General features: G+C 71.5%; 22 protein-coding genes and 2 pseudogenes. 11 read left to right on the top strand and 13 right to left on the bottom strand.

From position 1 onward, the window contains the following. Window positions 1-114: 114 nt before the first annotated feature. The 4 genes from IG94_RS0109875 to IG94_RS0109890 all read right to left on the bottom strand — a co-directional run bounded on the left by IG94_RS0109875 (window position 115) and on the right by IG94_RS0109890 (window position 3435). On the bottom strand, window positions 115-522 hold the full coding sequence (locus tag IG94_RS0109875) for a TadE/TadG family type IV pilus assembly protein (RefSeq protein ID WP_031033508.1): 408 nt from the start codon (window positions 520-522) through the stop codon (window positions 115-117). Further along, window positions 519-1775: a CpaE/TadZ family protein gene (locus IG94_RS0109880; RefSeq protein WP_031033510.1), complete on the bottom strand. Its 1257-nt coding sequence runs from the start codon at window positions 1773-1775 to the stop codon at window positions 519-521. The genes IG94_RS0109875 and IG94_RS0109880 overlap by 4 nt, the downstream gene beginning before the upstream one ends. A gap of 7 nt (window positions 1776-1782) precedes the next feature. Then, window positions 1783-2490 (bottom strand): Flp pilus assembly protein CpaB, encoded by a 708-nt coding sequence (gene cpaB / locus IG94_RS0109885; protein ID WP_031033512.1) that lies wholly within the window; start codon window positions 2488-2490, stop codon window positions 1783-1785. A 72-nt stretch (window positions 2491-2562) separates the two neighbouring features. Beyond that, a complete protein-coding gene (locus IG94_RS0109890; protein ID WP_052410615.1) occupies window positions 2563-3435 on the bottom strand; it encodes a hypothetical protein in 873 nt (290 codons plus the stop codon). A 398-nt stretch (window positions 3436-3833) separates the two neighbouring features. Between IG94_RS0109890 and IG94_RS0109895 the strand changes: the two are divergent. Next, window positions 3834-4859, top strand: a pseudogene (locus IG94_RS0109895) (chitinase); the annotation flags it as partial. A 58-nt stretch (window positions 4860-4917) separates the two neighbouring features. Here IG94_RS0109895 and IG94_RS0109900 read toward each other — a convergent pair. Beyond that, the gene (locus IG94_RS0109900) at window positions 4918-5757 is read right to left on the bottom strand and encodes a hypothetical protein (RefSeq protein WP_224326265.1); all 840 of its coding nucleotides are present in this window, start codon (window positions 5755-5757) and stop codon (window positions 4918-4920) included. 226 nt (window positions 5758-5983) lie between these two features. Next, window positions 5984-6472 carry a hypothetical protein gene (locus IG94_RS0109905; RefSeq protein WP_031033523.1) on the bottom strand — a complete coding sequence of 163 codons (489 nt, stop codon included), beginning with the start codon at window positions 6470-6472 and terminating at the stop codon, window positions 5984-5986. A gap of 213 nt (window positions 6473-6685) precedes the next feature. Here IG94_RS0109905 and IG94_RS0109910 point away from each other — a divergent pair, with 213 nt between their 5' ends. The 4 genes from IG94_RS0109910 to IG94_RS0109925 all read left to right on the top strand — a co-directional run bounded on the left by IG94_RS0109910 (window position 6686) and on the right by IG94_RS0109925 (window position 10050). Next, window positions 6686-7537, top strand: coding sequence for a helix-turn-helix domain-containing protein (locus tag IG94_RS0109910; RefSeq protein WP_031033525.1), 852 nt, complete (start codon window positions 6686-6688; stop codon window positions 7535-7537). Window positions 7538-7548: 11 nt separating this feature from the next. Then, window positions 7549-7743 carry a hypothetical protein gene (locus tag IG94_RS0109915; RefSeq protein WP_031033526.1) on the top strand — a complete coding sequence of 65 codons (195 nt, stop codon included), beginning with the start codon at window positions 7549-7551 and terminating at the stop codon, window positions 7741-7743. A 172-nt stretch (window positions 7744-7915) separates the two neighbouring features. Beyond that, complete coding sequence (locus IG94_RS0109920; protein WP_031033529.1) at window positions 7916-8752, top strand: hypothetical protein; 837 nt, start codon at window positions 7916-7918, stop codon at window positions 8750-8752. A 113-nt stretch (window positions 8753-8865) separates the two neighbouring features. After that, a complete protein-coding gene (locus tag IG94_RS0109925; protein WP_157852233.1) occupies window positions 8866-10050 on the top strand; it encodes a hypothetical protein in 1185 nt (394 codons plus the stop codon). 1 nt (window position 10051) lies between these two features. On the opposite strand, the gene IG94_RS0109930 is transcribed toward IG94_RS0109925, so the two are convergent. From IG94_RS0109930 to IG94_RS0109955, 6 genes and pseudogenes are all read right to left on the bottom strand, one after another. After that, the gene (locus IG94_RS0109930) at window positions 10052-11374 is read right to left on the bottom strand and encodes an Nramp family divalent metal transporter (protein ID WP_031033533.1); all 1323 of its coding nucleotides are present in this window, start codon (window positions 11372-11374) and stop codon (window positions 10052-10054) included. Between the two features lie 229 nt (window positions 11375-11603). Next, window positions 11604-12251: pseudogene (locus tag IG94_RS0109935) on the bottom strand (hypothetical protein); the annotation flags it as partial. A gap of 103 nt (window positions 12252-12354) precedes the next feature. Beyond that, the gene (locus tag IG94_RS0109940) at window positions 12355-13833 is read right to left on the bottom strand and encodes a GntP family permease (RefSeq protein ID WP_031033539.1); all 1479 of its coding nucleotides are present in this window, start codon (window positions 13831-13833) and stop codon (window positions 12355-12357) included. A gap of 125 nt (window positions 13834-13958) precedes the next feature. Beyond that, window positions 13959-14369, bottom strand: coding sequence for a RidA family protein (locus tag IG94_RS0109945; RefSeq protein WP_031033541.1), 411 nt, complete (start codon window positions 14367-14369; stop codon window positions 13959-13961). Further along, a complete protein-coding gene (locus IG94_RS0109950; RefSeq protein WP_031033544.1) occupies window positions 14366-15130 on the bottom strand; it encodes an IclR family transcriptional regulator in 765 nt (254 codons plus the stop codon). The genes IG94_RS0109945 and IG94_RS0109950 overlap by 4 nt, the downstream gene beginning before the upstream one ends. Then, complete coding sequence (locus tag IG94_RS0109955) at window positions 15127-16215, bottom strand: sugar kinase (protein ID WP_031033546.1); 1089 nt, start codon at window positions 16213-16215, stop codon at window positions 15127-15129. Before IG94_RS0109955 ends, IG94_RS0109950 begins: the two co-directional genes overlap by 4 nt. Window positions 16216-16364: 149 nt before the next feature. On the opposite strand from IG94_RS0109955, the gene IG94_RS0109960 reads away from it, so the two are divergent. The 4 genes from IG94_RS0109960 (at window position 16365) to IG94_RS0109975 (ending at window position 21150) form a co-directional block, all read left to right on the top strand. Then, window positions 16365-17654 (top strand): alanine racemase, encoded by a 1290-nt coding sequence (locus tag IG94_RS0109960; protein ID WP_031033549.1) that lies wholly within the window; start codon window positions 16365-16367, stop codon window positions 17652-17654. Between the two features lie 23 nt (window positions 17655-17677). Continuing rightward, on the top strand, window positions 17678-19288 hold the full coding sequence (locus tag IG94_RS0109965; protein WP_031033551.1) for an N-acyl-D-amino-acid deacylase family protein: 1611 nt from the start codon (window positions 17678-17680) through the stop codon (window positions 19286-19288). Window positions 19289-19371: 83 nt separating this feature from the next. Further along, window positions 19372-20583, top strand: coding sequence for a pyridoxal phosphate-dependent aminotransferase (locus IG94_RS0109970; protein ID WP_031033554.1), 1212 nt, complete (start codon window positions 19372-19374; stop codon window positions 20581-20583). Window positions 20584-20727: 144 nt separating this feature from the next. Continuing rightward, entirely contained in the window at window positions 20728-21150 is a 423-nt protein-coding gene (locus IG94_RS0109975) for an SCO4983 family protein (RefSeq protein WP_031033557.1), read from the top strand. A 269-nt stretch (window positions 21151-21419) separates the two neighbouring features. On the opposite strand, the gene IG94_RS0109980 is transcribed toward IG94_RS0109975, so the two are convergent. Further along, the gene (locus IG94_RS0109980) at window positions 21420-23261 is read right to left on the bottom strand and encodes a phosphoenolpyruvate carboxykinase (GTP) (RefSeq protein WP_031033559.1); all 1842 of its coding nucleotides are present in this window, start codon (window positions 23259-23261) and stop codon (window positions 21420-21422) included. Window positions 23262-23572: 311 nt separating this feature from the next. Between IG94_RS0109980 and trhA the strand changes: the two genes are divergently transcribed. Both trhA and IG94_RS0109990 read left to right on the top strand, forming a co-directional pair. Further along, window positions 23573-24277 (top strand): PAQR family membrane homeostasis protein TrhA, encoded by a 705-nt coding sequence (gene trhA, locus IG94_RS0109985; RefSeq protein WP_031033562.1) that lies wholly within the window; start codon window positions 23573-23575, stop codon window positions 24275-24277. Between the two features lie 95 nt (window positions 24278-24372). Continuing rightward, window positions 24373-25104 (top strand): Mut7-C RNAse domain-containing protein, encoded by a 732-nt coding sequence (locus IG94_RS0109990; protein ID WP_031033564.1) that lies wholly within the window; start codon window positions 24373-24375, stop codon window positions 25102-25104. The last annotated feature ends 23 nt before the right edge of the window (window positions 25105-25127 follow it).

The raw sequence follows: 25127 nt of genomic DNA on the forward strand, positions 1-25127 counted from the left end.
CGGGCTTTCCCCCAGGCCTTGGCCCTCCCTCGGGTCTCCCCCGGGGCCCTCCCTCGGGTCTCCCCCGGGGCCTTCCCCCAGGCTCTCCCCCACAGGTTCACGGAGTACGGCATCTCAGTCGTCCTCCTCTTCCACGGCCCCCGCGTGCCCGTGCACGGTGAACGGGAAGCTGACCGTGCCCGGGAAGAGGATGGGGACCTCGATGCGTACGTCGGCGGTGACGTAACCGCCCGCGGTACCGCAGTTCACAGCGGCGCCTCCCTCCCACGCGCCCGGCAGTTTGTCCAGGCCCGCCTCCTGGCAGGCCCCCTGCCGTGCCCCCCGCTCGGCGGCCGTCGCCGCCCTTACCGCCTCGTCGGCAGCATTCCCCGCGAGCGTGTACGTGTACCCCACCAGTACGAGCTGCCACAGCACCACCAGCGTCGCGACGATCACCGGTGTCATGCCGAGGAACTCGATGGTGACCTGGCCGCTCTCCCGGTCGCGGCCCCGGTCCGGCCCTGGGTGCCTCCACCGCCTCATCCCCCACCGTCCCTCCGGCGCCGGAGGCTCACCGACCCCCGGTCGCCGCGCAGCCGGCCGTGCCCCTTGCGGTCGCTCTCCGGGGCGCCGGCCAGGCCGAGTTCACCCGCGAGGGCCCACAGGGCCTGCTTCACCGCGCCCTTGGCGTCGAGTTCGTGGACGCGGCCGGCGTCCACGGCGGCCTGGAGTTCCTTGAAGTTGGCGGGGACGGCGGTGGCGGCGAGGGCGGTGCCGGTGATCCGCCGGATCAGCGGGGGCTGGATCTCGGCGCTCCGGGTGTGCCGGTTGACGACCACGGTCGTCTCCTCGGCCTTGCGGATCTGCAGCCGGTCCCACATCCGCACCGCCCGCTTCGCGCCCCGTACGGCGACCACGTCGGGGGTGGTGACCAGCAGGGCCGTGTCGGCCACCTCCACGACGGCCGCGCCCGCCCCGCCGAGCTGGGCACCGCAGTCGACGACGACGACCTCGTAGCGCGAGCGCAGGGCGGCGACGATCTGGCGGGCGGCGCGGTCGGTGACCTCCTCTCCGCGTTCGCCCTCGCCGGGGGCGAGGAGCAGGGCCAGACCGCTGTCGTGGCGGAAGACGGCGTCGGCCAGCACGCGGGGCGAGATGTCGTTGATGGCGGCCAGGTCGGCGACCGAGCGGCGGAACTGCACGTCCAGGAAGGAGGCGACGTCGCCGGTCTGGAGGTCCATGTCGAGCAGGACGGTGGAGCGCCCGGACGCCTGCGCCGCCAGGGCCAGTTGGACGGCGGTGAGGGTGGCGCCCACGCCGCCCTTCGCGCCGCTGACCGTGACGACGGTGCCGCCGGCGCCGGTGAACACGTCGCCGCCGCTGCCGAGGTGCCGGCGTACGCCCGCCGACCACTGGGCCACCGCCTGGACGCGGCTGGCGAGTTCCTCGTAGCCGAGCGGGAGGGCGACCAGGCCCCGGGCGCCGTAGTCCATGGCGGCCTGGAAGAGGCCGGGGCCGGGGTCGGAGGTGACGAGGACGACGCCGGCGGCGGGGAAGCGGAGCGCGACGTCCCGGATCAGCTCCAGGGCCGGTACCGGGCCGATCCGCTCGTGGACGACGACGACCTCGGGCAGTTCGTCGACCGACTCGGCGGCCAGCCGGGCGAGGGTGTCGAGGAGTTGGGTGGAGTCGACGACCGGCGCGAGGGGTTCGGCGTCCGGGAGCTGGCTGAGCAGGGTCGTGATGGACCGTACGGCGTCCGCGTCGCCGGCTGCCGGGAGGATCCTCGTGGCCATACGGCTCTCACTTGTCCTTCGCGAGTTCGTACGTCCGGTCCGCGTCCGGAACCGTGGAGTCGCCGCCAGGCGCCACCAGGGCGAGCCGGACGCGCCGGGCGAACGACTCGGCGTAGGTGAGGCGCTGGGCGTCGAGGGTGGACAGGGCGAAGGTGATGGGGACCGCGTCGGTGGGCTCCCGGTCCCGGCTGTCCTCGTCGGGTTCCAGCGAGGTGAGTTCACCCACGTCGATGACCTTGGCGTTGGTCACGATGATCTTGGACTGGTCGGGGTCGCCCTCGCGCTGCCCCTCGAAGGTGGCGTACACGTTGACGGCGGAGCCCGGCGTGATCTTGCCGGCGACGCCCGTGGCCGCGTCGATCATGATGGCGACCTCCTGCTCCCCCGGCCGCAGGGCGGGCGTGTCGACGATCATGTCGGACTGGAGCAGTGAGCCGGCCTTCAGTTTCGTCACGGCTATCTTCCCGCGGACCTGGCCGAGGTCGGTGACGGCGTTGTCGGACAGCCAGCGCTCGGGCATCTCGATCTTCTCGAACTGCGCGGCACCCAGCTCCGTGTAGGGCTCGATGTCGGACTTCAGCCGGTACGCGGTGACCTCGGGGCCGACCTTGGACTGCACGTCGTCGATGACGGACAGCACACCGGCGAACGCGCCCAGGGCGCAGAGGACCGACAGGATCAGCAGGATGATGCCGCGGCGCTGACGGGAGTTCATGGGCCGTGCAACCTCATTGGGGGAATCGGTCGGGACCGGGTCGGATGTCGGGGAAGGGCGAGCGGTACCGACCTACCCCGTGAGCGCGCGTCTCTCACCGCGGCGGCCGAGGGCGGGATCGCGGCGGTGGCCGAGGGCGCGGCCGCCGGCGCCGTCGTCGTACACCGGGGGCGTGGCGGAGCAGAACACGCAGCGGTCGCCTATGACGTCCATGCCGCACCAGTGGCACGTGCTCTGGCGGACGGAGGTGACGAGCTGGTAGAGGACGGAGAGGTCGGGCAGGTAGGCGCAGAACTCGGTCAGCCGCCCGGTCCCCCACCAGTGGGGCGACTCGGCGGGCAGCGCCATCTCGCGCAGCCCCTGCACCTGCCAGGAGGGGGCGAGGGTGCCGGTGACCCAGTCGGCGGCCTGCTGCCCCTTGGCGACCAGGAGCCAGGTGCCGAACTCGGGCCCGGTCAGGGCGGCTTCGGGGCCGATCCGCACCAGCTGCGGCACCGGGTGGGCCACGACGCCGAACTGGCTGCCCGGCACCCAGGACCTGGCGTGCGCCTTGAGGTCCACGGGGACGCGGTCCAGGTGGGTCACCGAGCCGAGCACGGCACCGGCGTGGATGTAGTGGGTGAGCAGCCGGCCGGCCGAGGCGAGGATGCCGGGGCTGAGGTCGCAGGAGGCGAGCTGGCGCAACTGCCGGACGAGGACGGCGAGTCCGAGCGGCGGCAGCGGTGGCTGGAACAGGGCGACGCGGTCGGTCTCCAGGAGGGCGCGCACGGTCCGCAGCCGTCGTTCCACGCCCGGAGGGACGGCCTGCGAGCACACCACGACGACGTGGCCGTGCTGGTCGACCAGCGACTGCAGCTCGGCCAGCACCTGTTCCAGGGGGCGCTGGTCGACGTCCCTCAGCACGATTGCGGGCAGCGTTCGTTCGTCCTGCGGCGGCAGTGCCATGTCGGCACTGGTCACGGCAATGGCAGTTGGCACGTGCGGCTCCCCGTCTCCCCGTGCCGCCGGGCCGCGAGTACGGCCTGGGCACACCCGGATGACTTCACTGCGTGACTACCCGAGCACTGTATCCACGCCTCTGTAACGGGAGAACAGCGATTCTCCAGCTGTGGAACAACTTGTGATGCACAAGGTGCGCCAAACCGGGGCACGTTGAGCATTTTCCGCTCGACGGCCGAACCGGTACGACGGCCAACTTGTTCCGTACCCACCTCTTGACACCCCCAATTGGTCTGGACCACCTTGTACTTCAACGGTGGCCGCCGTCCCCATCCCCCACATCCCCCCACCCAACTCCCCCCACGGAGGCAGCAGTGGACCCCGTAAGCAGACGGCGCACGCGTCGGCTCGGCACCTGGACGGCCGCCGTCACCGGCACCCTGGCACTCGCGTTCACGGCCGTCGGCCCCACCTCGGCCGCGAACGCCGACACCGCGGCCGGTACGCCGGCCACGTCCACGGCGGTGACCAAGGCCGCCGCCGACGTCCCGAAGCACGCGGTGACCGGTTACTGGCAGAACTTCGACAACGGGGCCACGGTCCAGAAGCTCTCCGACGTGCCGGCCGAGTACGACATCGTCGCGGTGGCCTTCGCCGACGCGACGACGACGCCGGGCGCGGTGGAGTTCAACCTGGACTCGGCCGGGCTCGGCGGCTACACCGTCGACCAGTTCAAGGCGGACGTCGCCGCCAAGCAGGCCGACGGCAAGAAGGTGATCATCTCGGTGGGCGGCGAGAAGGGCACCGTCGGGGTGAGCGACTCCGCCTCCGCGGCGAACTTCGCGGACTCCGTCTGGTCCGTCATGCAGGAGTACGGCTTCGACGGCGTCGACATCGACCTGGAGAACGGCCTCAACCCGACCTACATGACGGAGGCGCTGCGCGCCCTGTCGTCGAAGGCCGGCCCGGACATGGTCCTGACGATGGCGCCGCAGACCATCGACATGCAGTCGACGTCCGGTTCGTACTTCGAGACGGCGCTGAACGTGAAGGACATCCTCACGGTCGTCAACATGCAGTACTACAACAGCGGCACGATGCTGGGCTGCGACGGCCAGGTGTACGCGCAGGGCTCGGTGGACTTCCTCACCGCCCTGGCCTGCATCCAGCTGGAGGGCGGCCTCGCCCCGTCCCAGGTCGGCCTGGGCGTACCGGCGTCGTCCAGCGCGGCGGGCAGCGGCTACGCCGATCCGTCGGTGGTCAACGACGCCCTGGACTGCCTCACCCAGGGGACGAACTGCGGCTCCTTCAAGCCGTCCAAGACCTACCCCGACCTGCGCGGCGCGATGGCCTGGTCCACCAACTGGGACGCGACGGCGGGCAACGGCTGGTCGAGCGCGGTGGGCCCGCACGTGCACGCCCTGCCGTAGCTCCGACCCGGGCCCCGTGCGGCTGTCCGTCCCCTCCGGGACTGGGGCCGCACGGGGCTCAGTCGCCCCTCCTCATGGTCTCGCTCGGCAGGAATCTATGGCGCGCCCACAGGCTCACCAGCACCGCCCCGCCGACCAGCAGCGGCACCGGGTCGTGGGCGGCGGGGGACAGTACGTACCCCAGCGCCATGACCGTGCAGACCGTCAGCGGTACGAACGCAGCCGCGCCCTCCATCCCCCAGCGCAGCGCCGGCCGGGCTATGTCCAGGACGCTCGCCCCGCCGGGCAGCCACGGCCCGGCGGTGATCACCAGGAGGCCCGCGGTCTTGCAGCCGTCGACCAGCTGGCACCCCAGTGACCCGGGCTGGTGCGGTCCGACGGCCCACAGCTGCAGGGTGTCGCCGAACAGCATGAGGGACAGCCCGACGATCCCCGCCCACAAGGTGGCCCTGCGGTCACTGCGCACGAGCCGGCACAGGGCCAGCAGGAAGCTGAGGAACACCAGCTCGGCGGCCCACAGGAAGCCCACCATCCCCTCCCCCAGCCGCCAGCCGCCGCCGGTCCCGCTCAGCAGGACCCACCCCGCCATGAACAGGGCCCCCGCCGCGACGAACCCGTCGAGCACCCGCCGCAGCAGCACGGGCCGGCCGGTGCCGGCATCGGCCGCGACCACCAGGCCGGCCGTCCCCAGGCCGACCGCGAGCGTCGCCCCGACGGCCACGACCGGCCCCAGCAGCGGCCGTTCGTCCTGCCCGGGGTCCGAAGCGTGCGCCGTCAGCATGTCGGCCAGCAGCCGGTACGCGCCCCCGGCCACCGCCGAACCACCCAACAGCAGCAGCCGCGTCCGCACCCGCCCGCTCGCCCACCGCGCGCGGACCACCAGCGAGACCGCCAGCACACAGCAACCGACTGACGGTCCGAGGGACACCGTCCGTGCCACCGTCCCCAACCCCGACATCAGGTGTGCCTTTCGCCGGTCCGCTCCCAAAGCCCTCCGTGAGGCCCTGGGGTTGCCATCACAGAACGTAGAAGACCCGCGGCCCGACCCGAACTGAACCGCCATCGCATTCACCCGTACCGCGTACGATGCGGGCCCTCTGCTGGCGCCGCGCTGACGCGCCCGGTCAAGGCGCCCCGTACGCCGCCGCGCTCAGCCTCGGCAGGGTGGCCCACATGCGCGTACCGCCACCCGGCTCCCTCGCCTCGCCGAAGCCCCACGCTCCGTCGCAGGCCCGGCAGACGCAGGCCAGGACGCGGAGGGCGGCGCGGCGGCGGGTGTCGCAGGCCGTGGCGAGGTGGGGGCTGGTGTGGCGGGGGTGGCTGTCGTAGGCGATCACCCGGAGGGTCGCGGAGCGGTAGCGCAGGGTCAGGTAGTAGTTTGCGGACTCCGTGAACTGGCAGGCCACGGCCGCCAGTTCGCCCACCGTCTGCAACGCCGGGTCCAGCATGTCCACCAGTCCGTGCGCCCGCAGCACCTCCCTGGTCGCCGCCCGCGCGAGCGCTGCGCTGGCCAGGGCGGCGGGGAGCGTGAAGCTGTAGGCCAGCGTCTCGGGCACGGGCGGCGCCGGGTCCGCCGGGTGAATGGAAGCGGATGGGCAGCGGGTCGCGGGCATGGTGACTCCTTCGAGGGAGAGGGGCGGTCGGTGGCTCCGTCGCGCGGACAGGCTTGCGCGATGCACTGCCGAACGCCGTGTGTAGCGTTTCCATCACCGAATGTATCGCCGCGGGTGCCTAATTTGGCACCCGATAGTGAGAAATGCGCTCGATCGTGGGACCTGGCGTCTACCGACGGCAGACTTGCCCACGCCGAGGTGGAGGGAGCAGCAATGGGAGCGAGGACGTCAGCCACAGCGCGTCAGAAGCGGCTGGGGATCGAGGTTCGCCGCATGCGCACGTCGGCGGGCATGTCCGCCGAGTCCGCCGCGGGACTGCTCGGGGTCGACCGGGGCACGATCTCGCACATCGAATCGGGGGTGCGGGCCGTCAGCCCGGAGCGGGTCCGCACCCTGGCCTGCAATTGCGACTGTGCGGACGCGGACTACGTCGAGGCCCTGGTGGACATGGCCGCAGCCGGTCGGCGGGGCTGGTGGGAGAAGTACCGGGGTTCACTGCCCCAGGGGATGCTGGACATTGCGGAGTTGGAGGCACACTCCGCCCGCATGCGGGCCGCCTACTCGATGCACGTCCCGGGGCTGCTTCAGACCTCGGACCACGCGATGGCCGTCTTCCGGGTGGTCGTCCCGCAGCTGCCCGAGCACGAGGTCGCCCTGCGCATGGCTCATCGGGTCGAGCGGCAGAGCGTGCTGGACGGGGACGACGCGACGCCGTTCGTGGCCATCGTGCACGAGGCGGCGCTCCGCATGCAGTTCGGTGGGCGCGAGGTGGCCAAGGCACAGCTGGGCTACGTCCTGGAGAGGTCGGGGCAGGACAACGTGACCGTCCTGGTCATTCCCTTCGCCGCCGGTGCCTTCCCCGGCGCGGGGCAGACCGTGCTGTACGCGGAGGGGCCCGTGCCCCAGCTGGACACCGTGCAGGTCGACAGCTCGCACGGGCCTGATTTCCTGCACGCCGAGACCCAGCTGGCGAAGTACCGTGCCCACTTGGACTGGATGGAGCGCATCGCCCTCTCGTCGAAGGCGTCGCGCGACTTCATCCGCGCCATTGCCAACGAACTCTGAGGAGACGCCCGATGAGCAGCGACATCACCTGGGAAGCACCCTTCTGCGGCGAGGGAAACTCCTGCTTCCGCCTCGGTACCGACGCCACCGGTAACGGCTACATCGCCATAGCCGGCGAGGAGAACGCCCCCCTCACCGACAGCCGGGACGCCCTGCGCCGCATGATCCTCGACATCAAGGCGGGCAAGGCCGACCACCTGCTCTGAGGCACGTCGGACACCGCACCCTTGCCCCCGGGGACAGTCCCCCCGGCCTTCCGCACGTGATCACGGCGTGAAATCGTTGCAGGCTGAGGACGACTCGGCGGGAAAGGGCCCGGTGTTGAGAGAGCAAGAGCGACAGCAGGGACCCGCGCCGGTCCAGACGGCCCAGCGTGCCGTGTCCCGCAGTACGTCGCCGGCCGGGTCCGGCGCCGCGACGCCCGCCTCGCGCGAGATGCTGGCCCTCCAGGGGCTGGCCGGGAACGCCGGCACCACCAGGCTGCTGGCCCAGCGGCGGTCGGGCACACCGCACCCCGTGCAGCGCGCCGCGGGCCGGGGCGGCGGCGCGGCGAACCGTGTCGTCCAGCGGATGCCGTGGCCCGACCCCGCCGCGGCCCACCGGCGCATGCTGGAGCAGGGCTGGCAGGCGACCGAGGACGGCGGATACACCAGGGCCCCGCAGCCGGAGACCGGCGAGTCGGCCGGTGGCCAGCAGGCGGGAGCAGCGCCGCAGACGCAGGGGCGGGAGCAGGAACAGGAGCAGGCCGCGGACGAGCCCATCACGCTTCGCGTGCTGGTGCGGAAGAACGCCAGTTTCCGTGACGAGGACTACCTCAACAACGTCGGTCACTCCTGGGTGGCGTTCTACAAGGGCGACAAGTTCCAGTCCTCCGCGGGCTTCTACCCCATAGGCGGGCAGATCAACGAGGACGCGCCGCACCGGAGTGTCCCCGGCGAAGTGCGGATGAACCACGACGACCCGAGCAACGCGACCACCGAACTGTCGGTCCCCCTCGACCAGAAGCAGTTCTCGAAGGCCCAGAAGTACATCCAGACGAACCTGAACCACGAGTACAACGTGATCCGGTTCAACTGCACCGACTTCGTGATCGGGGTGCACAAGGCCGCCACCGGCCACAGCCCGCCCGGCCGCAACCTGCTGCTCCCGAACAACCCCAACGACCTGCACTCCGGCATCAAGAAGAAGAACAACAAGGACTTGCAGGGGAAGTAGGGCCGGTGCCTCATGAGGCAGTCGAGGCTGCCCTCCTGGCCCTGGCGCACGTCGAACGCTCCGGGTAGACAAAACCGGAGTTCGTCGTTCCCTCCGCGCAATAAGGACGTCCCGTGCCCGTGTTCGACCACCGCCAAGGGCCTTCCGAGCGGTCAGGCCGGGCCTCGTCCCGTCAGAGTGCTGCCACCACCCGATCGACCAGCCCTTCGACCAAACTGCTCTCGGCGCAGAACGCGGCCGGGAACCAGGCGGTCGTACAGATGCTGCGCCAGGCCGGGCACAGCTTCGCCCAGCACCCGCAGGGCGCGGGGGCCGGGACGAAGACCGGTGCGAACGCGCTGCCGGTCCAGCGGGTGGCCAAGGAGAGCGTGCGGCAGCCGACCGGCCGGCAGCGGTCCGCCGAGGTTCCCGACCTGTCCCGCGCTCTGGCGGAGGCCATCGGCAACGCGGGGTCGTCAGCGGAGCGGTACAACGTTCTGCAGCAGCTGCTGGCGTACATCCTGGGGCGGTTCACCCAACTCGGCGCCGGACTCGGTGAGAACCAGGCGGACATCCTGCGGAACCTGACCCAGCGTGTGGTGGTGACCTACAGCGACGAGCCCGTCGGCGCGATGGCCCACACCGAGGAGCAGCTGGGGCAGGAGCCCGACGACCCGAACGTCGACTCGCCGCCGATCGTGATCACCGTGTACGCGGCCGCCTTCGAAGGCGGACCCGCCCAGCTGTACAGCACCATGCGGCACGAGCTGATCCACGCCGCCCAGCGTTCGATGGTGCCCGACGAGGGCCAGGCGGCCGCCACCGACGACGTCATGTTCGAGGACCTGTACGAAGAGACGACCGGCGCCCCGACCGCGCAGACCCTTCAGCTACCGATGCAAGAGATCGAGACGCACGTGTGGGAGCTGACCCACGCCCGCGAGACCGGCGTCGACGCCGGTTACCGGAACGACACCGTCACGTACCTCGTCCAGTATGCCCACGAGCTCGCCGCGGGAGTCGGCAGTGCCACGAACGAAGAGTTCGCCTACTGGGCGAACTACCTCGTGAGGGCGGTCCGACTGCTGAACGAGGCTCTCACCGTCGTCACGGACGCCGCGGGCCGGCGCAGCATCCAGGCGGCCGCGGCCGCCCTGCAGAACGCGATCAACAACCGCTTGGGCAGCGGCGGCAGCAAACGCTCGGGCGGCAGCAGCAAGCGCTCGGGCGGCAGCGGCGGCGGCAGCAAGCGCTCGGGCGGCGGCAGCGGCAGCGGCAGTAGCAGCAAGCGCCGTCGGAGCCGCCGGACAGCCGCCTGAACTAGAAGAACTCCGCCCACGGCTGGTCCCAGATCTGCTTCACGCACAGGACCAGGAACAGCAGCCCCGCGATCGCGAGCATGCCGTTGCTCAGGCCGCCGTTGCGCCATTCGCGGGGTGTGCGGGAGGAGTTGAGGAGCCACATCAGGGTCAGGGCGAGGAAGGGCATGAAGGCGGCGCCCAGGACGCCGTAGATGATGATCAGGCGGAAGGGCTCGCCCTGGAAGAGCAGGATCATCGGCGGGAAGGTCAGCCAGAGCAGGTAGGCGCGGAAGGACCAGGACTTCTCGCGGCGGCCCGAGGCCAGTTCGTCGGCGCGTGCCTCGCGTTCGCCGCGCTGCCGGGCCAGGAAGTCGGCGAACATCAGGCTCACGCCGTGCCAGACGCCGATCAGGGAGGTGAAGCTGGTGGCGAAGAAGCCGATCAGGAAGAGCTTGCCGGTGGCCGTGCCGTACTGCTGCTCCAGGACGTCGCCGAGCTGGATCAGGCCCTTGTCGCCGCTCGCGATCGCGATGTTCGCCGAGTGCAGCAGCTCCGCGCCGACGAAGAGCATGGCGATCACGAAGATACCGGTCGTGGCGTAGGCGACCCGGTTGTCCAGGCGCATGACCTTCATCCAGCCGGTGTGGGTCCAGCCCTTGGCGTTGACCCAGTAGCCGTACGCGGCCAGCGTGATGGTGCCGCCCACGCCGCCGATCAGGCCGAGGGTGTTGAGGACCGAGTCCTTCTCGTCCGGGAGGACCGGGAGGAGGCCCGCGAAGGCGTCGCCGAGGTTCGGGGTGACGCGGATCGCCAGGTAGACGGTCACGACGAACATGACGCCCACCAGGACCGTCATGACCTTCTCGAAGACGTTGTACTTGTTGAACCAGACGAAGACCAGGCCCACCAGACCGCTGGCGATACCCCACCATTCGAGGCCCATCACGTCCGGGAACAGGGCCTGCAGGGGCAGGGCGCTGGACGACATCGCCGCCGCGCCGTAGACGAAGCCCCAGATCACGGCATAGATCGCGAAGAACCAGGTCGTCCAGCGGCCGAGGCTGGCCCAGCCGTCGAACAGGGTGCGGCCGGTGGCCAGGTGCCAGCGGCCGCACGCCTCGGCCAGGGAGATCTTCACCAGGCAGCCGATGACGGCCGCCCACAGCAGGGTGTAGCCGAAGTTGCTGCCCGCGATGAGGGTGGCGACGAGGTCGCCGGCGCCCACCCCGGTCGCCGCGACGACGATGCCGGGACCGATGTAGCGCCAACTGGACTTACGCGGAGCCGGACCGGCCCCGACCGGTGCGCCCGCCCCTGTGGTGTTGCCCGTGGTGTCCGCCATGATGGTCAAGAAAGCCCATGGCGGACAGCGGGACAAGGGGGCGTGCGGGGATCTTCACGTGATGCGCCTACTCGGCGCGGGCGGTGGCGTCCTCGTCGGTCTTCTTGCCGGCCTTCTCGTCCGCCTTCTCTTCGGCCTTGCCGTCCGCCTTGCCGGCCTTCTCTTCGGCCTTGCCGTCCGCCTTGCCGGCCTTCTCTTCGGCCTTGCCGTCCGCCTTGTCGGCCTTCTCGTCCGCCTTCTCGTCGGCGTCCTTCGCGTCGTCGGCGTCCGTCTCCGCGTCGTCCGACTTCGCGTCCGGCTCGGATTCGGACTCCGGCTCCGGCTCCGTCGCCGCCTCCGGCTCGCCGTCATCGAAGTACGCGTCCAGGACCTCGTCCAGGGCGGATTCCCACTCCGCGAAACGGCTCCTGGACGACGCCTCGATCTCGATCGGGTACCAGCGGCGGTCCGGGGTGTGCACCGTGACGGTGAACCGCTTGCCGAAGCGGCCGGTCTCCGTCTCCACGGCCCCGACCTCGTCCCAGCGGAACTCGCACGCCTGGTCGTCGAGGGACAGGCGTACGCCCTTGTGATCGGCGACGATCTTCGCGCGGCGGTCGGACGCCTCGAAGACGGGACCGTCCACGGGGGCCTCGTCGTCCGCCTCGTCCGCGTCCCCGGCGTCCGCCTCCACGGCGGGCACCGCGGCCTCGGCCTCCGCCGCGTCCTCGGCGGCCGTGTCGTCGGCCGTCGAGGGCTCCTCGGCGTCCTTCTCCGCCTCGTCGCGTCTCACGTCCTCGGGCTCACCGGACACGGGGGCGGTGAGCCCGGGGATGAAGGCCGGGTCGAATCCGGCGCCTTCCAGGGGCTGGCTCGTCGATCCTCTGCGCTGCTCCACAGCGGGCAGTATGGTCGACGATCCTGTGTCGGGCACAACCAGCCCCAACTTCGTTATCAGACGACTACACGGGACGCCTGCACGAGCCGTCTGCACGAGCCGCCTACACGAAGAGGCTCACCACGGCCGCCACCACGAACCCGGCCACCGACAGCACGCTCTCCAGCACGGTCCACGTCTTCAGGGTGTCCCGCTCGCTGATGCCGAAGTACTTGGCGACCATCCAGAAGCCGCCGTCGTTGACATGCGAGGCGAAGATGGAACCCGCCGAGATGGCCATGATGACCAGCGCGACGAACGCCTGCGAGTGGTCGCCCTCCGCCAGCAGCGGCGCCACGATGCCCGCCGTCGTCACGATCGCCACCGTCGCCGAGCCCTGCGCCACCCGCAGCACCAGGGAGAGCAGGTAGGACAGGACGATCACCGGCAGGCCGACGTCGTTGAAGGTGTCGGAGAGGGCCTGGGCGACGCCGCTCGCGCTGAGGACGGCACCGAAGACACCGCCCGCGCCGACCACGAGGAGGATGTTGCCGACCGGCTTCAGCGAGGCCGTCGAGACGGTCTCCAGGGACTTGCGGGACCAGCCGCGCCGGATGCCGAGCAGGTAGTAGGCGAGGAACAGGGCGATGGTCAGGGCGACGAACGGGTTGCCGAAGAACTCGATCACCGAGCGGAGGGTGGACGGGTCCAGGGCGATGGAGGAGAAGGTCGCGGCGAGGATCAGCACCAGCGGGGTGCCGATGATGCCGAGGACCGTGCCGAGCGCGACCGGGTTCTCCCGGGGCGTGACGCCGGCGCTGCGCTGCTCGTCGATGACGGACTGCTTGGCCTCCTCGGCGGCCTCCACCATGTCCTGCGGCACGGCGACGAAGATGCGGCGCCCGATCCAGGCGGCGAAGACCCAGGCGGCGAGCACGGCCGGGATGCCGCAGACGATGCCCATGAGGATGATCCAGCCCAGGTCCACGTGGAGCAGGCCGGCGGCGGCCACCGGGCCGGGGTGCGGCGGCAGGAAGGCGTGGGTCATGGAGAGGCCGGCCAGCAGCGGCAGACAGTAGAGCAGGACCGACTTGCCGGAGCGCTTGGCGGCGGCGTAGACGATCGGCGCGAGGACGAAGATGCCGACGTCGAAGAAGACCGGGATGCCGAAGATCAGGCCGGTCAGGCCCATCGCGAGCGGGGCGCGCTTCTCGCCGAAGAGGCCGAGCAGCCGGGAGGCCAGGACCTCGGCGCCGCCGCTGACTTCGAGGATCGCGCCGAGCATGGTGCCCAGGCCGATGATGATGGCGACGTGGCCGAGGATGCCGCCCATGCCGGACTCGATGGTCGATACGGCGTCGGACTTCTGGACGGTGCCGAAGAGTTCGGTGACCGAGAGGCCGGCGAGCAGGCCGACGGCTATGGAGACGGAGAGCAGCGCGACGAAGGGCTGCAGCCGGACCTTGATGATCAGGAAGAGCAGCAGCACGATGCCGATCGCGGCGACGGTCAGCAGGCCCGCCGTGCCGTCGATCAGGGTGAGGAGACCGCCGGTGTGCGGTGGCGCCTCGTCGGCGGCGAGCTGGAGAGACATGGGGGACATGAGGGGGTCCTCGGGGTAAGAGCATGGGGCTTTCGGGCAGGGAGGAGCGCGGCACGGCGTCCCGTGGGACGGGGACGCCGTGCCGATCACAGACAGTCAGGCAGGCGGTACGGGGCGGCGGAACCTCAGCCGAGGGCGGCGAGGGCGTCGATCTCGATGAGGAGCCCCGCGGGCAGACCGACGTAGACGGTCGTGCGGGCGGCGGGCGGCTGGGTGAGGCCCTGCTCCCCGAAGTAGGCGTTGTAGATGTCGTTCATCTCGGCGAAGTGGTCCACGTCCGTGAGGTAGACGCGGATCATCAGCACGTCGTCCCAGGAGGCGCCGCCCTCCTCCAGGATCGCCTTGACGTTGGCGAGGGTCTGGAGGGTCTGCTCGCGCAGGGTCGGACCGGCCGGGGTGGGGGCCTTGCCCTCCTCGTGCGGGAGGAAGCCGACCTGGCCGGCGACCTGGAGGAGGTTCCCCTTCTTCACGCCGTGGCTGAACTTCGCCGGGGGGACGGTGTGGGTCGCGGGGGTGAGAGCGATCTTGTCGGTCATGCGGTGACTTCCTTGACTGGGGTCCTGCCGGAGTACTCGCCGCTGATGGCGTCCGCCGTGCGGCGGACCAGCGGGAGCAGGGTGAGGAGTTCGTCGGCGGTGACGACGACGTTCGGCGCGGAGACCGACATGGCGGCGACCACCCGGCCGTCGGCACCCCGGATGGGCGCGGCGACGCAGTTGATGGACTCCTCGTGGCCACCGAGGTCGGTGGCCCAGCCCTGTTCGCGCACCTTGGCCAGTTCCTTGAGGAACCCCTCGGCGTTCGGTGTCGAACGGGCTGTGTACAGGGGGTAGTCGAGCTTCTCGGCCACGGCCCGCAGCTCGTTCTCGGGAAGGTCGGCGAGCAGCAGCTTGGCGACGGCCGCGACGGTGATGGCGACGGGCTTGCCGATCCGGGAGTACATGCGGACCGGGTAGCGGCTGTCGACCTTGTCGATGTAGAGGACCTCGTCCTCCTCGTGGACGGCGAGGTGGACGGTGTGTCCGACCTGTTCGTTGAGGCGTACGAGGTGGGGGTGGGCGATCTCGCGGACGTCGAGGTTCTCCATCGCCTCCTGGGCGAGGGAGATGAGCCGGGCGCCGAGGCGGTAGCGCTGGTCGGCCTGGCGGTAGACGAAGCCGTGCTCGTGGAGGGTGCGCAGCAGGCGCAGGGCGGTGGACTTGTGCACGCCGAGGCGGTCGGCGACCCGGCCCAGGTCGGCGGGGCCCTCGGCGAGCAGCGGCAGGATGCTGAGCGCGCGGTCGACGGTCTGGCTCATGGCGTACGTACCTCCTCGTCGGCCCCTGCGCCGGTCTCGTCACCGGCCGTTCCATCGGCCGCGTCGCCGGCCGCGTCGCGGGCCTGCGTCCAGCCGGGGCCGAGTCGCAGTCTCCCCCATGCGGTGTCGTCCAGGGCGGCCAGGCGGTCGGCGTGGTCGCGGGCGGGGGGCGCGGCGAGGTCGCCGGGGACGGTGAGGGCAGCGGCGGCCATGAGGTGGCCGTGGCGCAGCCGGTCGCGCACGGGCAGGCCGCGCAGGGTGGCCGAGAGGAACCCGGCGGCGAAGGCGTCGCCCGCGCCGACGGCGGCGACGACGTCGACGGCGAGGGCGGGGACGGTGGTCCGCTCGCTGCCGTGGAAGGCGGTGGCGCCGGTCGCACCCTGCTTGACGACGAGCACGTCCGGCTCGGGCAGCGCGGCGCGTACGGCCTCGGGTCCGCCCAGGTCCCAGGCCTCGTCCTCGCCGACGAAGACGAGGTCGGCGCCGCGGGCCAGCTCCAGCAGGATGCGGGGGCCGTCCGCGGCGTCGCGCCACAGGCCGGGGCGGTGGTTGACGTCGAAGGAGACCAGGGGGCGGCCGGGACGGCGGGCGGTCAGCTCCCGCATCAGGCCGAGGCAGTCGGCGGAGAGCGCGGGCGTGATGCCGGACAGGTGCAGGACGCGGCCGGAGCGGATCGCGTCGAGGTCCATGGTGTCGGCGGACATCGCGGAGGCCGCGGAGCCCGCGCGGTAGTACGCCACCTCGTGGGCGTCGGTGGCGCGGTCGCCGGCGGTGCGGAAGTAGACGCCGGTCGGGCGGCCGGGGTCCCGGCGCACGGCGGAGACGTCGACGCCGTAGGCACCGATCGCCTCGACGAGGTGGTCGCCGAAGCCGTCGGCGCCGACCCGGCCGACCCAGCGGACGGAGTGCCCGGCGGCGGCGAGCACGCAGGCCACGTTGGACTCGGCGCCGCCTATGGCCCGCTCGAAGGAAGGGACGTCGGCGAGGCGCCCGGGGCGGGAGGGCAGGAAGGTGACCATGGACTCGCCGAGCGCGACGACGTCCGCGACGTCGGGGGCGGTGCTGCGGGGTCCGTCGACGGTCACGATGGTCCTGGCTCCTCTGCGCGTCTCGCGGGCGGCGGCTCCGTTGACCCCGCGTTCGCCGAGATGTTAGACAGCAGTAAGCGATATACGCAACGATCGTTGCAGAGTTTGCAACGCATCGGATTGATGGATCAGATCATGGAGGCTCCATGGCCCGCGACTCCGGTACCGAAGCCCTCGCCGAGCTGGCGCAGGAGCGCGTCGACCACCGCTTCAAGGGCCTCCCGCCGGACGCCGCGGGGCTGACCGTCGCCGAGCTGACCGCCCAGCGGCGCAACCTCTTCACCGGCGGTTTCGCCACGCCCGTCCTCGCCCTGTCCGCCGAGCGTCTCGAGCACAACCTCGCGCTGATGGAGACGTACGCCGCCCGGCACGGCCTCGCCTTCGCGCCGCACGGCAAGACCTCCATGGCCCCGCAGCTCTTCCACCGCCAGATCGAGCACGGCGCCTGGGGCATCACCCTGGCCGTGCCGCACCAGGTGTGGGTGGCGCGGGCCTTCGGCATCGGGCGGATCTTCCTCGCCAACGAGCTGGTCGACGCCGCCGCCCTGCGCCGCCTCGCCGCCGAACTCGACGCGGACCCGGACTTCCGCTTCGTCTGCTACGTCGACTCCGTGCGGGGCGTCGAGCTGATGGACGCCGCGCTGACGGAGGCGGGCGCCGGCCGCCCGGTGGACGTCGTGGTCGAGCTGGGCGCCGGTGCGGGCGCGCGGACCGGGGCGCGGACCGAGGCGGACTGCGCCGCGGTCGCCGACGCGGTGGCCGCCGCGCGCACGCTGCGCCTCGCGGGCGTCGCCGGGTACGAGGGCGAGGTGCCGGACGCCGACCCGGAGCGCGTGCGCGCCTGGCTGCGGCGGCTGGTCGCGCTGGCCGTCGACTTCGACCGGGCCGGGCGGTTCACGGGCCTTGCGGAGGTCGTGCTGAGCGCGGGCGGCAGCGCCTGGTTCGACGCGGTGGCCGACGTGTTCGCCGAGGTGCCGGACCTCTCCCTGCCCGTGCTCAAGCTGCTGCGCTCGGGCGCCTACGTCTCCCACGACGACGGGCACTACCGCGAGGTGACGCCGTTCAACCGCGTCCCCGCCGAGGGCGCCCTGGAGCCCGCGTTCCGGCTGTGGACGCAGGTGGTCTCCCGCCCCACCGCCGAGCAGGCCTTCGCCAACGCCGGCAAGCGGGACGCGGCGTACGACCTCGACCTGCCCTTCGCCCAGGTGGTCCGCCCCTCGGACGGCGGACCCGAGCGCCCGGCGACCGGCGTCGCGGTGAGCGGCCTCTCCGACCAGCACGCCTGGCTGCGCACCGCGCCGGAGGCGGAGCTGGAGGTCGGGGACTGGGTGGGCCTGGGCCTGTCCCACCCCTGCACGTCCTTCGACAAGTGGCAGCTCATCCCGGTCGCGGAGGCGGACGGGACCGTCGTCGACTACATCCGCACGTTCTTCTGAGAGCCATCCGAAGGAGAAGCAGCATGGAAGAGCTGGTCATCCGGGACGCCGACGTCGTGGACGGCTCCGGCGCCGACTCCTACCGCGCCGACGTCGTGGTCGACGGCGGCCGGATCGTCTCGATCGTCAAGGAGGCGGCGGCCGCCGGGTGCCAGCGCCCGAAGGCGCGCCGGGAACTGGACGCCGAGGGCCTGGTCCTGGCCCCCGGCTTCATCGACATGCACGCCCACAGCGACCTGGCGCTGCTGCGGGACCCGGACCACAGCGCCAAGGCCGCGCAGGGCGTCACCCTGGAGGTCGTCGGCCAGGACGGGCTGTCGTACGCGCCGGTCGACGACCGCACCCTCGGCGAGGTGCGCCGTGCGATCGCCGGGTGGAACGGCCCCGGCGACGACGTCGACTTCGACTGGCGGTCGGTCGGCGAGTACCTGGACCGCCTCGACCGCGGCATCGCCGTGAACGCCGCCTACCTGATCCCGCAGGGCACGGTGCGCGCCCTCGCGGTCGGGTGGGACGACCGGGAGGTGACGCCGGCCGAGCTGGAGCGCATGCGGCGGCTGGTCGCCGAGGGCATGGAGCAGGGCGCGGTCGGCATGTCGTCCGGGCTGACGTACACGCCGGGCATGTACGCCAAGGACGCCGAGCTGACCGAGCTGTGCCGGGTGGTGGCCGAGTACGGCGGCTACTACTGCCCGCACCACCGCTCGTACGGCGCCGGCGCCCTGGAGGCGTACGAGGAGATGGTGGAGCTGACCCGGGAGGCGGGCTGCCCGCTGCACCTGGCGCACGCCACCATGAACTTCGGCGTGAACAGGGGCCGGGCCCCCGAGCTGCTGACCCTGCTCGACGAGGCGCTGGACGGCGGCGCCGACATCACCCTGGACACGTACCCGTACACCCCCGGCTGCACCACCCTCGCGGCGCTGCTGCCGAGCTGGGCGAGCGAGGGCGGCCCGGAGCAGATCCTGAAGCGGCTGGCGGACGACGACACCGCCGAGCGGATCCGGCACCACATGGAGGAGCTGGGCTCCGACGGCTCCCACGGCGTGCCCATGGAGTGGGAGACGATCGAGATCTCCGGCACCGGCGACCCGGCGCTCGGGGAGTACGTCGGCCGCACGGTCCAGGAGTCGGCGCGGCTGCGCGGCGAGAGCCCGTGGACGGTCGTCCGGCAGCTGCTGCTCGCCGACCGGCTGGCGCCGACCATCCTCCAGCACGTCGGCCACGAGGAGAACGTGCGCGCGATCATGCGGCACCGCGTCCACACCGGCGGCTCGGACGGCATCCTGCAGGGCGCCAAACCCCACCCGCGCGCCTACGGCACCTTCCCGCACTACCTGGGCCACTACGTGCGCGAGCTGGGCGTGCTCCCGCTGGAGGAGTGCGTCGCCCACCTCACCTCGCGCCCGGCGGCCCGGCTGCGGCTGCCGGACCGGGGCCTGGTGCGCGAGGGGTACCGGGCCGACCTGGTGCTCTTCGACCGGGCGACGGTCGCGGCCGGCAGCACCTACGAGGAGCCGCGCCGGCTGCCGACGGGGATCCCGTACGTGCTGGTCGACGGGCGGTTCGTGATGGAGGAGGGGCGGCGCACGGACGTACTGGCGGGGCGCTCGGTGCGCCGTGGCTCCCGGTGAGTGCCGAAACCCGCCCATACCGCGCGTCTCAAGTGGCGGATCACACGACCCATGGAGCGTAACCGGGTCGTAAGCTCACGGACATGCAGGTGATCCAGTCGACCAAGCTCGCCAACGTCTGTTACGAGATCCGGGGCCCGGTGCTCGAGGAGGCGATGCGCCTGGAAGCGGCCGGGCACCGCATCCTGAAGCTGAACACCGGCAACCCGGCGGCCTTCGGTTTCGACTGCCCGCCCGAGATCCTGGAGGACATCCTCCGCAACGTCTCGACGGCGCACGGCTACGGCGACGCGAAGGGCCTGCTGGCGGCGCGCCGGGCGGTCGTCATGCACAACCAGACCCTCGGCATAGAGACGGACGTCGAGCACGTCTTCATCGGCAACGGCGTCTCCGAGCTGATCGTGATGGCGATGCAGGGGCTCCTCGACGACGGCGACGAGGTCCTCGTCCCGGCCCCCGACTACCCGCTGTGGACGGCCGCCGTGTCGCTCTCCGGCGGTACGGCGGTGCACTACCGCTGCGACGAGCAGTCCGACTGGATGCCGGACCTCGCCGACGTGGAGCGGAAGATCACCGACCGCACCAAGGCGCTGGTGATCATCAACCCGAACAACCCGACCGGCGCGGTCTACGACGACGCGATGCTGCGCGGCCTGACCGACATCGCGCGCCGGCACAACCTGCTGGTCTGCTCCGACGAGATCTACGACAAGATCCTCTACGACGACGCGACGCACACCCCGACCGCCGCGATCGCCCCGGACCTGCTGACCCTCACCTTCAACGGCATGTCGAAGGCGTACCGGGTGGCCGGCTACCGGGTCGGCTGGATGTCGATCTCGGGTCCGCGCGCGCACGCCGAGTCCTACATCGAGGGCCTGACGATCCTGGCGAACATGCGGCTGTGCGCCAACATGCCGGGCCAGCACGGTGTGGTCGCCGCGCTCAGCGGGCGCCAGACGATCAACGAGCTGGTGCTGCCGGGCGGCCGGCTGCTGGAGCAGCGGGACGCGGCCCACGAGGCGCTGACCCGCATCCCGGGCGTGACGTGCGTGAAGCCCAAGGGGGCGCTGTACCTCTTCCCCCGACTCGATCCCAAGGTCTTCAAGATCAAGGACGACCGGCGGATGGTCCTGGACCTGCTGCGCCAGGAGAAGATCATGGTAGTCCAGGGCACCGGCTTCAACTGGCCCGAACCCGACCACTTCCGGGTGGTGACCCTCCCGACGGCCGGTGATCTGCGCGAGGCGGTGGACCGGATCGGCAACTTCCTGGACGGCTACAGCCAGCCGTGAGGCAGCCACGGGAGAGCCGTGGGACAGCCGCGCACCGGCCGTGATCTCACGGCTTGTGTACACATCGTCCGGTTCTGTGAACAACTCAACTTTAGACGGAATCTAAGCTAGGATGGCTTCCTGAAGAACTCAGGAGGCCGTCCCATGTACGAACCGATCCGCACCAAGTCGGTCCACAGCACCACGGCGGCCGGCAGTACCGACTTCCCCCACCGGTCCCGGGAGGAGGAGCTGGACATCCAGCTCGCCGGCCATCTCGCGGCCCTGCTCGCCCTCACGGACGAGCTGCGCGCGCTGGAGCCCACCACCGACCTGGACACCGCCGCCGAACGGCTCGCCGCGCAGGTGGCCCGGTTGCGGGGAGGCCGGGCGCCGGTCCGTCTGACGGTGGCCGCCGCCCACCCCGAGCCGCGTCCGGCGGCCCTGCACCGCAAGGCGCACACCCTGGCGGGCCGCGCCCTGGTCGTGGCCGCCTCCCGCGCCGACACGGCGGCCGCCATCCTGGCCGCCGAGCGCATGGACGCCCATTCCGCGGCCCTGGAGCCGCGCGAACTCGCGTCCCGCTGAGCCCTCGGGCTCTCCCCCACGGCCCCGGTCCGCGCGCACCCGCAGCGACGCGCGGACCGGGCGCCACAGCCACGCCGTCCGGACATGCCGAAGGGCCGGGTCCGTCGCACGCCGTTGTGCGGGGACCCGGCCCGAGCGGGGCCCGCCCGCGCTCCGGGTGAGGAGAGCTACTGGAGCGCGGGGCAGGCCCCCCGTGACCGGCCTTCGTGACGACTTCGCGGGTCAGGGCTAGCCGGACCGGCCACGGAGCTGGAATGTGGCGACAGGACCTAGCCCAGGCGCCGCACCAGGGCCCGGTACTGGTCCCACAGCTCGGTGGGCGTGTGGTCGCCGAAGGTGTTCAGGTGCTCGGGGACGAGCGCCGCCTCCTCGCGCCACACGTCCTTGTCGACGCTGAGCAGGAACTCCAGGTCGGCGTCGGCGAGGTCGAGGCCGTCGGTGTCCAGGGACTCCTTGGTCGGCAGCACGCCGATCGGGGTCTCGACGCCGTCCGCGGTGCCCTCCAGGCGCTCCACGATCCACTTCAGGACGCGGCCGTTCTCTCCGAAGCCGGGCCAGACGAACCGGCCCGCGTCGTCCTTGCGGAACCAGTTGACGTAGTAGATCTTCGGCAGCTTGGCCTGGTCCCCCCTCTGCGAGGCGGACTTGCCCACGTCGACCCAGTGCCCCATGTAGTCGCCCATGTTGTAGCCGCAGAACGGCAGCATGGCGAAGGGGTCGCGGCGCAGCTCGCCGACCTTGCCCTCGGCGGCGGCGGTCTTCTCGGAGGCCACGTTGGCGCCCAGGAAGACGCCGTGGTCCCAGTCGAAGGACTCGGTGACCAGCGGTACGGCGGTGGCGCGGCGCCCGCCGAAGAGGATCGCCGAGATCGGCACGCCCCTCGGGTCCTCCCACTCCGGCGCGATGATCGGGCACTGCGCGGCGGGCGTGGTGAAGCGGGCGTTGGGGTGCGCGGCGGGCGTGCCGGACTCGGGCGTCCAGTCGTTGCCCTTCCAGTCCGTCAGGTGGGCCGGCGTCTCCTCGGTCATCCCCTCCCACCACACGTCGCCGTCGTCGGTGAGGGCGACGTTGGTGAAGACGGAGTTGCCCCACAGGGTCTTCATCGCGTTGGCGTTGGTGTGCTCACCGGTGCCGGGCGCGACGCCGAAGAAGCCGGCCTCGGGGTTGATGGCGTACAGGCGGCCGTCCTCGCCGAAGCGCATCCAGGCGATGTCGTCGCCGATGGTCTCCACGGTCCAGCCGGAGATCGTGGGCTCCAGCATGGCGAGGTTGGTCTTGCCGCAGGCCGAGGGGAAGGCCGCGGCGACGTACTTGGCCTCACCCCGCGGCGGGGTCAGCTTGAGCACCAGCATGTGCTCGGCCAGCCAGCCCTCGTCGCGGGCCATGACGGAGGCGATGCGCAGGGCGTAGCACTTCTTGCCGAGCAGGGCGTTGCCGCCGTAGCCGGAGCCGTAGGACCAGATCTCGCGGTCCTCGGGGAAGTGCGAGATGTACTTGGTGCCGCTGCACGGCCAGGGGACGTCCGCCTGGCCGGGCTCCAGCGGGGCGCCGACGGAGTGCACGGCCTTGACGAAGAAGCCGTCCTCGCCCAGCTCGTCCAGGACCGGCCGCCCCATGCGGGTCATGGTGCGCATGGAGGCGGCGACGTACGCGGAGTCGGTGATCTCGACGCCGAGCGCGGAGAGCGGGGAGCCGAGGGGGCCCATGCAGAAGGGCACGACGTACATGGTCCGGCCGCGCATCGCACCGCGGAACAGACCGCCCTCGCCCTTCTCGCCGGTGAAGATCTCCCGCATCTCGGCGGGGTCCTTCCAGTGGTTGGTCGGGCCCGCGTCCTCCTCCTTGGCGGAGCAGATGAAGGTCCGGTCCTCGACGCGGGCGACGTCGGAGGGGTCGGAGGCCGCGTAGTAGGAGTTGGGGCGCTTGATCGGGTCGAGTTTGCGGAAGGTGCCCTGCTCGACGAGCTCCCCGCACAGGCGCTCGTACTCGGCCTCGGACCCGTCGCACCAGACCACTGCGTCCGGCTGGGTCAGTTCGGCGATCTCGTTCACCCACGAGATCAGTTCCTGATGGGTGGTGGGGACGGGGGGAGCCGCGATGTCGCGCGCCACGATTGCTCCTAAATGAGGGGTTTTTTGTTGAGAGGCCCCGTGGGGGCTGCGACCCGGATGCGTGACGTTTGGCTCGTGGGTGCTCATCCGGTGCCGACCGCACTCATTTGATCATCCGCCGCGAGCGCCCATCTGTCCAGAGGGCGTCACACTTGAGCGGAGTGAGCATCACCACGTGCCTCCGCCGGGACGGGCGCACTGCCGCTGAGGGGGTGCCGGGGGCCGGCCCGCCCATGAGACGATGGCCACTCGCCGTAGGTCATACGTTCGTACTGATGCGTAACTTACGGAACCGTAGGTACGATGCCCGCATGACTGCGTCCGTCCCCGACGCGCCCAGGGAGAAGCCGGCCGCCGGCCGGGGTCCTACGGCGCTCTCGCTCCCGCATCCGGTGAAGCCGAAGCTGCGCGGCTGGCTGCACCTCGGCATGTTCCCGGCCGTCCTCGTCGCGGGACTCGTGCTCACCGCCCTGGCCCAGTCGACCGAGGCCCGCATCGCCTGCGGGGTCTACGTACTGACCGCCTGCCTGCTGTTCGGCGTCAGCGCGCTCTACCACCGGGGCGACTGGAGCCCACGGATGGACGGCGTCCTGCGCCGCCTGGACCACGCCAACATCTTTTTGATCATCGCGGGCACCTACACCCCGCTCACGATGCTGCTGCTGCCGGGCGCCAAGGGCCAGTGGCTGCTCTGGGGAATCTGGGCGGCGGCGGCCGCGGGCATCGTCTTCCGCGTCTTCTGGGTCGGCGCCCCGCGCTGGCTCTACACGCCCTGCTACCTGGCCATGGGCTGGGCGGCCGTCTTCTACCTGCCCGAGTTCATGCGGGCCGGCGGCATCGCCGTCCTCGTCCTGGTGATCGTCGGCGGGCTGCTCTACAGCGCGGGCGGCGTGATCTACGGGCTCAAGCGCCCCAACCCGTCACCGCGCTGGTTCGGCTTCCACGAGGTCTTCCACTCCTTCACCCTGGCCGCCTTCATCGCGCACTACGTGGGGATCTCGCTGATCGCCTACTAGGGCCTGTCCGGCCCTTCCCGTCGTCGGTGCGCACAGGGCCCCCGGCCCCGGAAAAGGCCGCTGTCCGGGCCCGGCGACCGTGGCATCCTGACCGGGTGAACGGTCCCGAGATCCGCGTCGAGTTCGCCCCCGAGCTGCACCTGTTCGTGCCCCGCGCCCGTCCCACCGGCACCGCCCGCGCCACCGCCGACGGCGTCTCCACCCTCGGCCACGTCGTGGAGTCCCTCGGCGTCCCGCTGACCGAGGTCGGCACGCTCCTCGTCGACGGCCGCGAGGTACCGCACGGCCATGTCCCGGCGGGCGGCGAGTCGGTGCGCGTGCAGCCCGTGACCCACCCCCAGGAGGTCCCGGGCGCGCCCCTGCGCTTCCTGCTCGACGTCCACCTCGGCACCCTCGCCCGCCGGCTGCGGCTGCTCGGCGTGGACACCGCGTACGAGTCGGCGGACCTCGGGGACCCGGCGCTCGCCGCGCTGTCGGCCGCCGAAAAACGCGTCCTGCTCAGCCGCGACCGCGGTCTGCTGCGCCGCCGCGAGCCGTGGGCCGGCGCCTTCGTCTACAGCACCCGCCCCGACGACCAGCTCAGTGAGGTCCTGGCCCGGTTCCAGCCCGCCCTGCGCCCGTGGACGCGGTGCACCGCCTGCAACGGCCTGCTGGGGCCCGCCACCAAGGACGAGGTGGCCGACCAGCTCAAGGGCGGCACCGAGCGGTCGTACGACGTCTTCGCGAAGTGCGGCACGTGCGGACGCGCGTACTGGAAGGGCGCGCACCACGAGCAGCTGGAGGCCATCGTGGAGCGCGCCCTCGCGGAGTCCGGCGGGGAATCCTGACGCCGTCCGTACGGCGCCCGCGG

The sequence above is a fragment of the Streptomyces olivaceus genome, assembly GCF_000721235.1.
GTDB lineage: Bacteria > Actinomycetota > Actinomycetes > Streptomycetales > Streptomycetaceae > Streptomyces > Streptomyces olivaceus.

Coding starts and splice junctions, on each gene's coding strand:
- IG94_RS0109875 (WP_031033508.1), bottom strand. CDS start 522: ATGAGGCGGTGGAGGCACCCAGGGCCGGACCGGGGCCGCGACCGGGAG.
- IG94_RS0109880 (WP_031033510.1), bottom strand. CDS start 1,775: ATGGCCACGAGGATCCTCCCGGCAGCCGGCGACGCGGACGCCGTACGG.
- cpaB (WP_031033512.1), bottom strand. CDS start 2,490: ATGAACTCCCGTCAGCGCCGCGGCATCATCCTGCTGATCCTGTCGGTC.
- IG94_RS0109890 (WP_052410615.1), bottom strand. CDS start 3,435: ATGGCACTGCCGCCGCAGGACGAACGAACGCTGCCCGCAATCGTGCTG.
- IG94_RS0109905 (WP_031033523.1), bottom strand. CDS start 6,472: ATGCCCGCGACCCGCTGCCCATCCGCTTCCATTCACCCGGCGGACCCG.
- IG94_RS0109910 (WP_031033525.1), top strand. CDS start 6,686: ATGGGAGCGAGGACGTCAGCCACAGCGCGTCAGAAGCGGCTGGGGATC.
- IG94_RS0109915 (WP_031033526.1), top strand. CDS start 7,549: ATGAGCAGCGACATCACCTGGGAAGCACCCTTCTGCGGCGAGGGAAAC.
- IG94_RS0109930 (WP_031033533.1), bottom strand. CDS start 11,374: ATGGCGGACACCACGGGCAACACCACAGGGGCGGGCGCACCGGTCGGG.
- IG94_RS0109940 (WP_031033539.1), bottom strand. CDS start 13,833: ATGTCCCCCATGTCTCTCCAGCTCGCCGCCGACGAGGCGCCACCGCAC.
- IG94_RS0109945 (WP_031033541.1), bottom strand. CDS start 14,369: ATGACCGACAAGATCGCTCTCACCCCCGCGACCCACACCGTCCCCCCG.
- IG94_RS0109950 (WP_031033544.1), bottom strand. CDS start 15,130: ATGAGCCAGACCGTCGACCGCGCGCTCAGCATCCTGCCGCTGCTCGCC.
- IG94_RS0109960 (WP_031033549.1), top strand. CDS start 16,365: ATGGCCCGCGACTCCGGTACCGAAGCCCTCGCCGAGCTGGCGCAGGAG.
- IG94_RS0109965 (WP_031033551.1), top strand. CDS start 17,678: ATGGAAGAGCTGGTCATCCGGGACGCCGACGTCGTGGACGGCTCCGGC.
- IG94_RS0109970 (WP_031033554.1), top strand. CDS start 19,372: ATGCAGGTGATCCAGTCGACCAAGCTCGCCAACGTCTGTTACGAGATC.
- IG94_RS0109975 (WP_031033557.1), top strand. CDS start 20,728: ATGTACGAACCGATCCGCACCAAGTCGGTCCACAGCACCACGGCGGCC.
- trhA (WP_031033562.1), top strand. CDS start 23,573: ATGACTGCGTCCGTCCCCGACGCGCCCAGGGAGAAGCCGGCCGCCGGC.